Origin of the sequence: Cupriavidus numazuensis (assembly GCF_905397435.1) — a bacterium.
Lineage (GTDB): Bacteria > Pseudomonadota > Gammaproteobacteria > Burkholderiales > Burkholderiaceae > Cupriavidus > Cupriavidus numazuensis.
In genome coordinates this window covers 119073-132149 of the sequence record NZ_CAJPVI010000021.1, presented here as the reverse complement: position 1 = coordinate 132149, position 13077 = coordinate 119073, and the positions used below count along the sequence as shown (strand labels likewise).

Sequence of the window (13077 nt, the reverse complement as noted above, 5' to 3'; positions counted from 1 at the left end):
CAAGCTCAGCGAGGGAGAGCGGCAGGCCGTGCTGGCGGCGGCCAACAGCCCCGGCTACGAGAGCCTGACGCCGCACCAGATCGTGCCGAAGCTGGCCGACGAGGGGCGTTAAGCCTGCAACGGTTCCTGGATCGCACCACAGCACTTCGTCTGCGCCTGCAGCAGGTCTCGAACAGCCCCGATGCTGAGGCTCAGGCACGCCAGCTTGCAATAGCGCTGTTCCAGGGCAAGGGCTCGGAGCTGGCCGATACCCAGGCTTACGCCCAACTCATCGCCGCGAGCCTAGGCAGCCAGTGGGCGGGCATGGGCGATACCCTGTTCGTGCGGCCGATTGCCCAGGCTACTCAAACCGTCTTGCAGCCCGCACAGGCAAGTCTGAATGATGACTGGCGGCAGAGCATCGCGTTGCCATGGAAGACGGCATTTGCAGGACGCTATCCGTTCACCAACTCCGCGAATGACGCGTCGTTCGCCGAGCTGGGGCGCTACCTGCGTCCGCAAAGCGGATTGATCCACACCTTCCTCGTGGCCCAACTGGGAGGCGTACTCGAACAGCATGGCGACCAGTGGGTGCCTGCCGCCAACGCCCAAGGGCTGGCATTCGACCCGGCGTTCCTCAAGACCATCGCCACGCTGCAGCGTATCGGTGCTCACATGCTGACACAGGGCGATGCGCGATACCGCTTCGAGCTCAAGCCGATCCCGACACCCGGCCTGACGGATACGCTGCTCACCATCGACAACCAGAAGCTGCACTACTTCAACCAGCGCGAAAGCTGGCAGACCATGACGTGGCCTGTGGATAACCTTCAGGCCCCTCGCACCATCCTGCAATGGCAAACGGAAACCGCGGGTACGAGCGCAAACTACGAGTTCGGCGGCCGCTGGGGTCTGGTTCGCATGCTGGAGCGGGCCCGCATTGTGCCGCTGGACAGTGCTACGTTCCAGCTCACCTGGCAAGCCGTTCCCGATGCCGACGCGGCACGAGCTGCTGTGAACGACAGCGAGCCCGAGGCCAGAGAGCCATCACGGCCCGACAGCCCGGTGAGCCTTGTCGCTCGCGAGCCCAGAGTGCCAGCTCCATCAGGCATGGTCTATCCGATCCGCTATCAGATGCGTGCCGATGTAGGCAGTGGACCGCTGGAGATGCTGGAACTCCGCGACCTGCAGATGCCGGAGCGGATCTTCGTTGTCGGCAAGCCTGGTAGCCCCGTCGCGAGCCAGACGCGATGAGGCCGCGGCCTTGCGGCGTTCAGGTTTCCGGCCCAGAGTGAACCCGTCGTTAGCCACAGCATCGCCTGCAGTCGAAGCTGTCTTGCGCTTGCTCAACCGCACCACGCGCGGCTTACCCAACTGAAACATCGCTGAAGGGATGCAGCCGCGCGTCATCGGTGTCGCGCCCTCCTGCTATTTCGCATGCAGGATGACCGTCCCTTCGGCAATCGCCGGCGCGCTTGCGCCGATGCTGCTTTGCAGTCGACTGAGCATGCCGCCCGGCACGTGTCGCTGGACATCAGCCAACCTGAGCCGCCCCCATGCCCGCGCGCCGCAACTGTTCAGCCGGCACCGGCCGCGCCAGCAGAAAACCCTGCCCGCGATCGCACCCGATCTCCCGCAGAAACTCCACCTGCTCCGCGTTCTCCACGCCCTCAGCCACCACCGTCAACCCAAGCGAATGCGCCATCGCCACCATCGCGCGCAGGATCGTCCCATCCCGCCGGTGCTCGTCGATCCCGGCAAGGAAGGAGCGATCCACTTTCAGCGTATCCACGGGCAATGTCTGCAGATACGTGAACGACGAGTACCCCGTACCGAAATCATCGATGGCAAGGCTCACGCCACGCTGGGCCAGTTCGCCCAGCAGCGATTCCGTCACGCCATGGCCGGTCATGGCCATGCTCTCGACCAGTTCCAACTGGAGCCGCGACGGCGGCAGGCCGGCATCGCTCAGGATCGCCGTGAGGTCATGCAGGAACTGCTCGTGGCGGCATTGGCGCCCGGAGAGGTTGACCGCGATCCGGCCGAATTCGAAACCCTCATCCATCCAGGCGCGCGCCTGCCGGCAGGCTTCGCGCAGGACCCACGCGCCGATCGGCACGATCAGTGCGGATTCCTCGGCGGTCGTGATGAAAGCGCCCGGTGCCAACAGTCCGCGTGTCGGATGCTGCCAGCGCAGCAGCGCTTCCACGCTGACGATGACCCCGCTGCGCAGGTCGAAGACCGGCTGGTAGTGCAGGCGGAATTCGTCGGCCGCCAGCGCGTTGCGCAACTCCGTCTCCAGCGTCATCCGCTCCATCGAGGACGAGGTCATCTGCGCGGCGAAGAAGCGGAAGTTGTTCTTGCCCTCTTCCTTGGCTTCGTACATGGCGCGGTCGGCCTGCATCAATAGCTGCTTGCGATCGGTGCCGTCGTCGGGGTAGATGCTGATGCCGATGCTCGGCGTCACGAACACGGTGCGCCCGTTGGCGTCGATCGGTTGCCCGACGACGTTCAGCAAGGCCTGCGCAATCTGCGCGACGTGCCGGATGTCTTCGATGTCTTCGATAATCACGGTGAATTCGTCGCCGCCCAGGCGCGCCACGGTATCGCTCTCACGAATAGCGTCTCTGAGCCGCCGGGCGATGATCTTGAGCGCCTCGTCGCCGACGCCGTGCCCCATGGTGTCGTTGATCAGCTTGAATCGGTCGAGGTCGATGAACATCACGGCCACCCGCCGCGCGGCGCGCTTGGCGCGGGCGATGGCTTGCTTCAGGCGCTCGCTGAACAGCGTCCGGTTTGGCAGCGACGTCAGGGCGTCGTGCATGGCGAGGTGGTTCAGGCGCTCTTCGTCCATCCTGCGCTGAGTGATGTCCGAGAAGATCGCGGCATAGTGCGTGCAGCGCCCGTGCTGGCCGTAGATGCCGGAGATCGACAGGTACTCCAGATACAGTTCGCCGTTCTTGCGGCGGTTCCAGATTTCGCCCTTCCAGCTGCCGTTCTCGCGCAGCTGTCGCCACAGCGACTGGTAGAACGCGGTGCTTTGCTTGCCCGAGCTCAGCATCTTCGGCGTCCGGCCGATGGCTTCGGCCTGCGTATAGCCGGTCAGTTGCGTGAAGGCCGGATTCACGCGTTCGATCACCCCGTTCAGGTCCGTCACCATGACGCCGTCGAGCGTGGCCTGGAACACGCGGTCGGCCAGCTTCAGGTGATAGGCGGATTCCAGCAGCGCCTCGTCGCGCTCGCGCAGCGCGATCTGGAGCTCGTGCACGTACTCGTACTCGATATTGCTCAGGATGTCGGCCAGGCTCAGCAGGCCAACCAGCTCGCCTGCGTCGTCGATCACACCGACATGACGGATGCGGTTTTCAACCAGCGCCTGCCGAGCGGCGTAGAGGCTTTGGGATCGGGTCAGCGAGCGCAGCGGGCGCGTGGCATGCGCGGCGACGGTATCGCCAAGCGCATTGGCGGCGGCCAGCCGGACGATATCGCGTTCGGTCAGGATGCCGTACTCATCGCCGGCGTAGCGAACGACGATGGCGCTCACTCCGCCGGTGCGCATCGTGTGCATGGCGTCGAACAGTCTGGTGGCGGGCGCGATCATGAAAGGCTGGGGCAACTTCACCGAATCGATCGCCTTGGTGCGCAGGAAGAACTCCGCGCCGTGGCTCATGACCAGATCGGTCTGCGTCAGCATGCCGATCGGGCGCTCCGCGTCGTCGACCACGAGGCAATGACGTATCCCCTGATTCTTGAAATGCACGACCGCATCGCCCAGGCGCGTGCCTCCGGGCAGCGACAGTACGGGGTGACTCATCAGCGAGCTGATGGGCCTGGACAGCGCATCGGATGCATCGTCGAGCGCCAGTGCATCGCGCTCCGTCCAGATGCCGACCGCACGTCCGTGGTCCATCACCACGATCGAACTGCAGCGGCGTTCCGCCATCCTGGCAACGACTTCGCTGACGGGCGTCAGCGGCGCGCACTCCAGCGTCGATGTCGACACCAGACGTTCGATCTCGATATCCAAGGTGTGATGCGGCATGTCGCCCCCTAACCCGTGTCTTGTTGTTGTTCACCCTTCCCGACAGCGCTCGCCAGCATAGTGGCGGGATGGGTTGCAACCGTTGATCCAGATCAAGGCGGAATTAGCGGAGTGCCAGGGGGACTAAGCGGGTGTTGGGCGGATAGGACAGTGTCCGCTGTACGGCTTGGCTTGCCCTGCAAGTTTCGCGGGCGCCACCGACGGGGGTGGGAAGGGCTGGGCGGGTGCCTCAATACTCTCGCAAGACCCAACTGCTGATCGACGCAAAGTACTCGCGCAGCCACGCATTGAAGCGCAGGTACAAAGGCGTTGCGGCGCCCACGCCGAAGACTTCACTGAATCCGGCCTTGCGTGCGATGCCTACGGCCCGCCGTACGTGGAAATCACTGGTGACGACGATGATCGGTCCGGCGGCATCGACGCTTTGCGCCTCAAGCAAGCGGCGGCTGAAAACCAGGTTCTCCTCGGTGCTGGTGCTGCGGCCTTCTCGAATTAACCGGTCCACCGCCACGCCGCGCGCGATCAGATAGTCAGCCATGATGTCGGCCTCAGTGCAATGCATGCCAAAGTCCTGTCCGCCGCTCACCACGACTTTCCCCGCTGGAAATCGCTGAGCCTGTATCAGGCCTTGATCCAGCCGCGCGGTCAGCGCCGGCGAAGCCTGGCAATTAGGCGTGCCCGACCCCAGAACGATGATGGCTTTGACCGGGACGTCCGCCGGCACGGACGCGCCCATGCCGCTGCGAATGCCGTGGAAGTACACACCCACAGTCAACAGCCACACGGCGAACGCGGTCCAGGCCGCACGCCATAGCAACTGTCTGCGCGGATTGGCCAGACGCCACCTTGCTACGCGATGCCAACACAGCGCGAGCAGCAGGAATGCAAGGCCGATGCTGCCGGGTAGCACGATACCGAAGTTGAGCAATCCGATGCTCATCAGGCCGACGGCGTCGCCGAGCAGCACGGCGCCCGTCAAGGCGAGGACTGCACGCTTCCAAACGACCAGCTTGCCGCGCGGTGAAGTGGGTCTGTTTGCTTCTTGCATGGTGAATGACATCGGAGTTTTCTGGCGTGGTCGTGCCGGCGCATCGAGCTGAGCAGCACCGGGGCCCGTCTTTCGCGGACGGCGGCGAATGCGTGCGGAAGGTGAGGATAGCAAACGCTCCAGGCGCAACCCGCGCAGCGGCAGGTTCGCTCCAACCCCACTGAAGCATGGCCTTCGGAGGGTTGGCATGTGCATGATCGGCCACTACCATCGACGCGCGGGTCGCTGCCTTGACCACGCTCCCTGATCGCGCGCCGCCTCGATGGCAGGCGGACCTGCGTGATCAAGTTTCCACGACGGATGCCGATACTGACGTGGCGCAACGTTGCGCCCGTGGCGGGAGGTGGCAAGGCGTTTCAGAAAACAAAGGTCGATGCATAACGAAAACAAGACAACGGTCAACGGCTCACACCGCTCGACACGAACGACAGCAAAGGCGAACACACGCACTGCGTGGCGATGGACGAGCCTGGCGGTTGCCTGCTCGATGGTGACCGGATGCGCAACCGCACCGGGTGGCTACCTGAAGGAAACCTTCGCCAGCGACGACCCTTGCTCGAACAACGCCCGCAATATCGGGATCACCGCAGGTGCTATCGCGGGCGCTGTGCTGGGCAACGTCGTGTCGAGCAACAAGAAGGTTGGAACACTGCTTGGGGCCGGTGTCGGTGCCGCGCTTGGCGGGCTGATCGGTGCGGATATGGATCGCCGCCGTTGCGAACTGTCGCGCATCGCGAAGAAGCACGGGCTGGATGTCACGATGGTGGACATTGCGGCGGACGGCAGTGCGATGGAGCCTGCCAATCGCGCAAGCGAACAAGGCGGCATCGGCCTGTCCGTTTCGGTGCGGGATTCCGGTGCCGGCGCCAATGGCCAGTTTGCGTCCGGATCCAGCGCGTTGACGCCGGAGGCCCGGGTTGCATTCACCGAGATTGCACAGCAATACGCCTATCCGGTCCAGTCCAGGCAACTCGGTCCGCAGTCCACTGCGCAAGACCGGCATGCCGTCGAGGGGTTGAAGTCGCGACGTATTCTGCTGATCGGTCATACCGACGACACCGGCAGTTCTCGGCTCAACGCCGACCTGTCCGAGCAGCGTGCGCGTGCCGTGGCGGCATTGTTCCGTGATGCGGGCGTCGCCGAGTCGCAGTTGTACTACCAGGGTGCGGGGGAAACCATGCCACTGGCAGACAATCGTGACGAGGCAGGGCGGGCGAAGAATCGCCGTGTCGAGATCGTCGACGTCACCGACGAGGCTGCGTTTGCCAAGTATCTCGCGGCTCGCAGGCCCAATGTGGCGTTCTACCGGGAATCCGCAGGCGATCCGTCGCAGTCCGGCAGAGACACTGGCGAGGTGAGCGCTTCGCGTGCGAAGTCGGCATCAAGCGCGCGAGCCAGCGGGCAGGCAAAGGCGCCATCGCCTGTGCGTACCGCTTCCGCCAATCCGCGCCAGAACGAGTCAGTCGGCGATGTGGCAAGGGCTCCGGCTGGCGATAGGCCAGTTGCCTCCGCTTCCCCCGCACCGGCGACAACGTCGAAGCCAAATGCCGCGACGTCGACGCAGACCGCGCGCGCACCGTCGATCGATTTCGGCGGTACGCCCTCCGGTCGCAGTGCAATGATGCCGGACCTCGGCAAGCTCGATCGCTCTGGTGGCCTTTCATTGATTTCATCGGCCGTCGCGGATACCCCGCTGGCCCGTTGCGACCAGGACCGCCCGCGCGAATCCCGAGCCGTGAAGGCGCTGAGCGATGACAAGGCCTATCGCACTGCTGACTACATGCCCGGCCTGTACAACACGATCTGGACCGACACCGTCAACGGCCATCTGGTCGCACTCAAGGGTGTGGCGGTGTTGCGAGACGGTGGCGCGCCGGCGCGTCGGCCGGAAGTGCTCGTCTATCGCGACTACCACGATTCGAAGCAAACCGCGGATCTGCGCACCGAGGCCCAGGTGAATACCTACCGTGGCGACAAGGGCCTGCTCTATCGCGTCTTCGTCAACAAGGCGCCGCTGCAATGCCTGGACATCGTGATTCCCCACGCGTCACCTGACCACGCGCAGGGCTCGTGGCTGCGCTATGACAAGGACGGCAACGGCTACTCCGCCGCATTCAACCCGCGCATGGCCGGTGGTGGCAAGACCTGATCAACAACAACCAAGAACAAGACGATGAGTCACTGGATCAACGATAACCTCGCGGCGCTGAACTCGGCGCTCGCACTTGCTGTGTTGCTGATTGTGTATCTCGGCAACAAGTTTCGGATCGACTTCGCATGGATGAACCTGTGGTACGGCTTGCCGCTGATCGGCAAGATCGCGCGGCTGTCGCGCGATACCACGCGCTATGCCAAAGACAAGTCCTGGACGTTGTCGGAACGTACGCTGTGCGACGACTATAAGCAGTTCATTCACTTCACCACCGAGGACGAGTTCAACAAGCGCCTGAACTATCTCTCCAAGGCACACGATCTGGGCCGTTCCCCGACGCCGGGCTGGATGATGGGGCTGCTGTGCGTGCTGGTGCTGGCGGAGGGCCTTGGCTTCTCGTACATGCTGGGCACGTGGATGGCCGGAGAAGGCGGCAGCGAGAACGCACGACAGTTGCTGATGTGGGCCATCGTGTTCGTGCTGTGCGTCATCTTCGTGTTCGTGATGCACAGCGCTGGCCACCAGCTCTATCGCAGCAACCTGATCGCCAAGGCGGACTCGGAGTGGCGTGGAGAAGGGCAGCCCGGAAAATTTGCCAGCCACAACGTCAAGCTGAACGACCCGCAGAACAAGGATGACGCCGAGCCGGAATACAAGCAGTGCGTGAACCGCGTCGGCACCAGCCGCAGCTACTTCATGGTTGGTGTGGCGGTGGTGATTATCGTGTTTGTATCGGTCCTCTCAACGGTGATGCGCGTCAAGCATCTGGAGGCCGAGCGTACGGCGCAGACCGCGCTGGTTGCGGAAGGGCCGAGCGCTGGCAATCCGTTCGACAAGCTTGGCCAGGCATTGCCTCCAGAGCTGATGCAGGAACAGCAGAAGGCTGACGACAAGGCCAAGGCCGATGGTCGCTCTGCTTATACCGACGAAGGTCTCGCCGCGTTCCTGATGCTCGCGTTCATCTTTGCGATTACGCAGCTGGTCGGCATTGCCGGCGGATACAAATGGGGATTTGCAGGAAAGGAAAGCAAGGCCGCCTATCGCGGTACGCGCGGCTTTTCCACCTATGACGACTACCTGGCGTTCTTCACGCCGCTGATGCAGGTGGCGCAATCGAAGCTGCAGACGCTGCAGCAGAAGATGAGCGAGCGTCGCGCCAACGACGGGCTCCGGCTGGAACACACGTTTGATGACTACCTGATGGAATCGCGTGAGTCGCGCACGCGCGTGGCGGCAGCCCGCAACGCGCCGCAGGCGGACATCGCCCCTGCTGCGCAGAGCCAGCCCGCGATGGACGCGGCCAGCGTGCTTGCGCGTATCGACGCCATGACAGCCGAAGGCCGCAAGGCGGATGCCGTGGCGCTGCTGCAGGACTTGCCGGACAGTGTCCGCAATGAAGTCACTGCACGTCTTGCCGAACGCAAGGCAGCGCAGGAGCAGGCCCGCAAAGACGAAGAAGAACGCAACAAGGAGGCCGAACGTGCACGCCTTGAAGCCCTGCTCTGATATGGCTGCCTCACGTGCCACCGGCCTCGGCAAGCGGTGCGTCGCGTGGCTTGCGGTTGCGGCCGCCGCCGCCACGCTTTGCGGGTCCGCATTCGCCGCACAGGACATGCCGAGTTGCTACGCCGCCAACCAGCTTGCCAGGCCGACAGCGTCGGAACGCGCTGTGTTCGTGATGATCGACCAGACCACGGTGCTTGACGACAAGCTGGTCGCGGAACTGGGCCGGCACCTCCAGAGCCTGCTGCGTCCGGGCACGACGTTCCGTGTCTACAGCTTCTCGGCGTATGCGCAAGGGCGCTATCTGCAGCAGTTGACGGCCGGGATGCTGGAGGTGCCGTTGACGGACCAGTCCATCCGCGACGCCACCGCGGTCAAAACGCTGAAGAGCTTTGATGCATGCCTGAAGTCGCAATACGCATACGGGACGAAGCTGGTGGCTGAGTCAGTGCGGGAAGCGCTGCAAGGTACCAGTGAAGCGTTGGCGCGATCCGATGTCCTGGCAAGCGTTGCCGCGGTATCGCAGGTAGTGCGGGACGTGGCGGCGCAGCAGAAGACGGTGCTGATCGTCTCGGACATGCTGGAAAATTCGTCGATCTCCAGCTTCTACAGCCAGGAACGCATGCGGCAGATCGATGCCACGCAAGAACTGCGCAAGGTCGAGAAAGCCAATCTGCGGGCGGATTTTGGCGGCGCGTCCATCTATGTGATGGGCGCGGGCATCGTTCCGGAACCGAAGGGCGCGAGGAACGCGGCGGCCTCGTACCGTTCGCCGCAGAGCGTTGAGGCGCTTCGGACATTCTGGGATGGGTTCTTTGAGCGAAGCAATGCCAGGTTGGCGGGATTTGGGGCGCCCGCATTGCTGACGCCAATTCGCTAGCCTGCCGCGAGCGTCGCAAACGCCGCCTGCGGGCGGCGTTGTTCTTTGATTTTGCAGGTGTCATGCACCATGCTTACCAAGGTCCACCTGCCGTGGAGCCATTCCCCGGCTGCAGGCTGCATATCGATACGGGCGCGGCCAACGATAGTGACCTTCGGCATCACATCCGACGATGCCATGGCCCGCCCCCGACGGACATACCGCCCACGCTCTCAGGAGACCCGCCATGAAAGTCCTGATCGTCCTCACCTCCCACGACCAGCTCGGCAACACCGGCGAGAAAACCGGCTTCTGGCTCGAGGAACTTGCCGCACCGTACTACGTGCTCAAGGATGCCGGCGTCAACGTCACGCTGGCATCGGTGAAAGGTGGCCAACCGCCACTCGACCCGAAGAGCAACGATCCCTCGTTCCAGACGCCCGCCACGCGCCGCTTCGAGGCCGATGCCGATGCAAAGGCCGACTTGTCATCGACGCAAAAGCTTTCCGATGTATCGGCCGGCGACTACGACGCCGTGTTCTATCCGGGCGGCCACGGTCCGATGTGGGACCTGGCGGAGGATGCGAATTCCAAAGCGCTGATTGAAGCGACGTTTGCCAGCGGCAAACCGGTTGCACTGGTCTGCCATGCGCCCGGTGTACTGCGCCATGTGAAAGCCCAGGACGGCAGCCCGCTGGTCAAGGGCAAGAACGTGACGGGCTTCACCAATAGCGAGGAGCAGGCAGTGGGCCTGACCGACGTGGTTCCGTTCCTCGTGGAAGACATGCTGAAGGCCAACGGCGCGAGCTACTCCAAGGCCGGCGACTGGCAGCCGTATGTGGTGACGGATGGCCTGCTGATTACCGGGCAGAATCCGGCGTCTTCGGATCCCGCAGCCAATGCGCTGCTCACGATGCTGAAGCATCGCGAAAGCAGGAACAGCTGATCGACGCCGGACCATGCGTCGCATTGCCGGACGTCTATCGATCAGGCGACCGTTGCGACAATAACCACAGCATCGTGCTGACCGCCTCGGTCTTGGAACGCGTGCTGGTCTTGTCGTAGATGGCGCGCAGCTGGGTGCGAACGGTGTTGACCGAGACGCCTGCCGTAGCCGCGTATTCGTCAGGCGCCTTGCCGGCAATCAGCGCCTGCGCAACGGCGGCCTCCGCTGTCGACAAGCCGAAGGCCTGCTGCAGCTGTCTGGCGGTCACCAGTGGCTCCGATCCGCGCTGTCTGGCGGTGACGAGAACCGCTGCATCGCCAAACACCGCGCGCGCTTCCTGGCCCGGGATGAAGGTGACGTTGAGGAACACATCCGGCGGCGCGCCTGTTGCGGGGCGCAGCGCCAGGCTGACACCCTGGCGGGTCTTCGCGACGTGCCGGATTGTCTTCTGCAGCGTGGCATCCTGGTCTGCGTGCACCGCGGTCAGGCGACCGTGCCGCAGTCTGACGCAGTGGGTTTGGCGCAGCATGCTCTCGGCTGCCGCGTTGGTAAAGACAACGCGCGAATGCCGGTCCAGCGCGAAGACGGCAAGGCCGAGCTGTTCCATCAACTCGGTGCCAAGTGCGGCGTCGCGATGCAGGATGCGGGTGTCCTGCCACAGATTGATCGAGCGCTGCATGTGGCCGACCATGCTGTTTGCCGCGGCACGCTCTTCGGCGGTGTAGGGCGGCCGGTCCGGTGCACGGAGCATGCCCAGCAGAATATCGTCGCTGTCTGGACGGGCCAGGCGCGCACCCATCAGGTAGCGCACGCCGGAAGGAATCTGATAATCCTGAAAGAACTCGCTGCGCGCGATGTCCCGTTCAGTCAGGTGTTCATCGCAAAAGACCAGTTGGCCAACCTTTGCCTGCTCGACAAACTGGCGTCGCGGATCCAGGGCGCCATAGTACTGGTCGTAGCGCTCGATGACCTCGTCCCATCTGACATCGGGCGTATAGATGGAGAGTCGCGGTGCATTACGCAGGGAGTCCCAGCTGAACATATGGAAGACATTCGCCCCCAATGCTTCGGCGACAGTCTGAAATACCTCGAGAAAGCCGTCGCGCTGAGCCGCTGACTCGTAAAGGTCCCCGATGAGATGATCGCCTGACAAGATGCCCTCGTCCCCTGAGCGTGGATTTCCGCTTGATGCCCGCCTGCTATTTCGATTTCTTTTAGCGCTTTGTTTTTGCGCAGGCTATCACAGGCATTTCGCAGCGTTGTCGCACCCCTGCTTAAGTTGGGTGTCGATATTCCTCAAACGATCATCGCGCATGATCGATGTATCACAATGTGCAGCAATGGATTGCAAGGGGCCGAACAGACAAGGCCATGCGATCGATTTGCCACGATCTTGCTGCGCGTTGCCTCAGTACAAGCCCGGCAGCATTTTCCAGGTCCTGGCGCGATACGCGTCATACTCGGCGCCAAACTGCGAATGCAGTAACGCCTCTTCGGCGTGGATACGTGCCACGAGCGGCGGGATCATCAGCAACGTCAGCACGGCGCCCACGCCTGAACGGAATCCGAGTACCCATCCCAGTGAACTCACGACAAGGCCGAGGTAGCTCGGATGGCGGATCACGCCATAGAGACCGGTCGTGACCAGCGTATGTCCGGGCTGAATTGCCACCAGTCCGCTGAAGCGCCTGCCCAGGATGAACACCGGCACCAGCCGCAGCACACCGCCGGCCGCATACAGGACGACGCCGAACCAGCGCATGGCATCGCCATCGATGGTCCAGAAACCGATGCGGTCATTCCAGGCCGGCACAAAGCCGGAGAGCAGGCCGAGCACGCCAAATGCGGCCAGGACCCAGCGGTTGCCACGGTCTTCGCGTTCGCCGCTGCTGATATTGCCGCCCGAGAAGATGGCGGCGATGGCCAGCGCCATCGTCACCACGGCCAGCGCCGTGCGGGCGGGATGCGCGAAGAAGGGCCCGATGCCGCCCCAGCCGAGAATCGGCAGCGCAAGGTAGGCAAGGGTGCCAGCGAGCGTGAAAAATGCCATGCCGGGTGTGGTGCGCATGGAAGCCTCCGCCTGCAGGGTGGTTCACATTCGATAGCCTAGCGCGTTGTGGCGGAGGTTGCGCGAGGGGCTGGGCGTGCCGGCATGGTTCAATACGGTTCTTTGCGCATTTCCCAGCTTGTCAGCCATGCCTCTCATCGATCTCAAGAACCTCCAGCAAGCCGCCATCGATTTCGGCGAGGCGCGCGGCTGGGGCAAGTATCACAGCCCCAAGAACCTGGCCATGGCGCTGAGCGTGGAAGTGGCCGAACTCGTGGAAATCTTCCAGTGGCAGACCGAGGAGCAGTCGCGCGGCATCATGTCCACGGATGAACGCGAGCATGTGGAGCAGGAACTGGCGGATATCACCATCTACCTGACGCAGTTGGTGACGGCGCTGGGCGTGGATCTCGATGCGGCGGTGCGGGCGAAGATGGAGATGAATGCGAGGAAGTATCCGGTGAAAAAGGGCGACTCCTGACCATGTTGCGGGATTTGGCG

The 13077-nt window shown here is 63.4% G+C and carries 11 protein-coding genes; 6 read left to right on the top strand and 5 right to left on the bottom strand.

The window, feature by feature from the left end; translation table 11 throughout:
* Positions 1–303: 303 nt before the first annotated feature.
* The gene (locus tag KHO41_RS18230; RefSeq protein WP_342344465.1) at positions 304–1233 is read left to right on the top strand and encodes a type VI secretion IcmF C-terminal domain-containing protein; all 930 of its coding nucleotides are present in this window, start codon (positions 304–306) and stop codon (positions 1231–1233) included.
* A 280-nt stretch (positions 1234–1513) separates the two neighbouring features.
* On the opposite strand, the gene KHO41_RS18225 is transcribed toward KHO41_RS18230, so the two are convergent.
* Positions 1514–4021, bottom strand: coding sequence for an EAL domain-containing protein (locus KHO41_RS18225; protein ID WP_211954674.1), 2508 nt, complete (start codon positions 4019–4021; stop codon positions 1514–1516).
* Between the two features lie 229 nt (positions 4022–4250).
* Positions 4251–5081, bottom strand: a complete 831-nt coding sequence (locus KHO41_RS18220; RefSeq protein ID WP_244873883.1) for a YdcF family protein — start codon at positions 5079–5081, stop codon at positions 4251–4253.
* 361 nt (positions 5082–5442) lie between these two features.
* Between KHO41_RS18220 and KHO41_RS18215 the strand changes: the two genes are divergently transcribed.
* From KHO41_RS18215 to KHO41_RS18205, 3 genes are read left to right on the top strand one after another with little or no spacing between them, the layout of a single operon-like run.
* The gene (locus KHO41_RS18215) at positions 5443–7218 is read left to right on the top strand and encodes an OmpA family protein (RefSeq protein WP_211954673.1); all 1776 of its coding nucleotides are present in this window, start codon (positions 5443–5445) and stop codon (positions 7216–7218) included.
* A 24-nt stretch (positions 7219–7242) separates the two neighbouring features.
* A complete protein-coding gene (locus KHO41_RS18210) occupies positions 7243–8727 on the top strand; it encodes a hypothetical protein (RefSeq protein WP_211954672.1) in 1485 nt (494 codons plus the stop codon).
* Position 8728: 1 nt separating this feature from the next.
* Entirely contained in the window at positions 8729–9604 is an 876-nt protein-coding gene (locus KHO41_RS18205) for a hypothetical protein (protein WP_244873882.1), read from the top strand.
* On the opposite strand, the gene KHO41_RS18200 is transcribed toward KHO41_RS18205, so the two are convergent.
* Entirely contained in the window at positions 9601–9783 is a 183-nt protein-coding gene (locus KHO41_RS18200) for a hypothetical protein (protein ID WP_211954670.1), read from the bottom strand. The two genes, KHO41_RS18205 and KHO41_RS18200, sit on opposite strands and share 4 nt — an antisense overlap.
* Positions 9784–9830: 47 nt before the next feature.
* Between KHO41_RS18200 and KHO41_RS18195 the strand changes: the two genes are divergently transcribed.
* The gene (locus tag KHO41_RS18195; protein WP_211954669.1) at positions 9831–10529 is read left to right on the top strand and encodes a type 1 glutamine amidotransferase domain-containing protein; all 699 of its coding nucleotides are present in this window, start codon (positions 9831–9833) and stop codon (positions 10527–10529) included.
* Between the two features lie 34 nt (positions 10530–10563).
* Here the strand turns inward: KHO41_RS18195 and KHO41_RS18190 are convergent, their stop codons facing one another.
* Together KHO41_RS18190 and KHO41_RS18185 are read right to left on the bottom strand one after the other, a co-directional pair.
* On the bottom strand, positions 10564–11682 hold the full coding sequence (locus KHO41_RS18190) for a helix-turn-helix transcriptional regulator (RefSeq protein ID WP_211954668.1): 1119 nt from the start codon (positions 11680–11682) through the stop codon (positions 10564–10566).
* A 255-nt stretch (positions 11683–11937) separates the two neighbouring features.
* Entirely contained in the window at positions 11938–12597 is a 660-nt protein-coding gene (locus KHO41_RS18185; RefSeq protein ID WP_211954667.1) for a methyltransferase family protein, read from the bottom strand.
* A 127-nt stretch (positions 12598–12724) separates the two neighbouring features.
* Between KHO41_RS18185 and KHO41_RS18180 the strand changes: the two genes are divergently transcribed.
* Positions 12725–13057, top strand: coding sequence for a nucleotide pyrophosphohydrolase (locus KHO41_RS18180; RefSeq protein WP_211954666.1), 333 nt, complete (start codon positions 12725–12727; stop codon positions 13055–13057).
* The last annotated feature ends 20 nt before the right edge of the window (positions 13058–13077 follow it).

Excerpts from the sequence above, each read along its gene's own strand:
- KHO41_RS18230 (WP_342344465.1), top strand. The coding sequence starts at position 304 with ATGGGCGATACCCTGTTCGTGCGGCCGATTGCCCAGGCTACTCAAACC.
- KHO41_RS18225 (WP_211954674.1), bottom strand. The coding sequence starts at position 4,021 with ATGCCGCATCACACCTTGGATATCGAGATCGAACGTCTGGTGTCGACA.
- KHO41_RS18220 (WP_244873883.1), bottom strand. The coding sequence starts at position 5,081 with ATGTCATTCACCATGCAAGAAGCAAACAGACCCACTTCACCGCGCGGC.
- KHO41_RS18215 (WP_211954673.1), top strand. The coding sequence starts at position 5,443 with ATGCATAACGAAAACAAGACAACGGTCAACGGCTCACACCGCTCGACA.
- KHO41_RS18210 (WP_211954672.1), top strand. The coding sequence starts at position 7,243 with ATGAGTCACTGGATCAACGATAACCTCGCGGCGCTGAACTCGGCGCTC.
- KHO41_RS18205 (WP_244873882.1), top strand. The coding sequence starts at position 8,729 with ATGGCTGCCTCACGTGCCACCGGCCTCGGCAAGCGGTGCGTCGCGTGG.
- KHO41_RS18200 (WP_211954670.1), bottom strand. The coding sequence starts at position 9,783 with ATGGCATCGTCGGATGTGATGCCGAAGGTCACTATCGTTGGCCGCGCC.
- KHO41_RS18195 (WP_211954669.1), top strand. The coding sequence starts at position 9,831 with ATGAAAGTCCTGATCGTCCTCACCTCCCACGACCAGCTCGGCAACACC.
- KHO41_RS18185 (WP_211954667.1), bottom strand. The coding sequence starts at position 12,597 with ATGCGCACCACACCCGGCATGGCATTTTTCACGCTCGCTGGCACCCTT.
- KHO41_RS18180 (WP_211954666.1), top strand. The coding sequence starts at position 12,725 with ATGCCTCTCATCGATCTCAAGAACCTCCAGCAAGCCGCCATCGATTTC.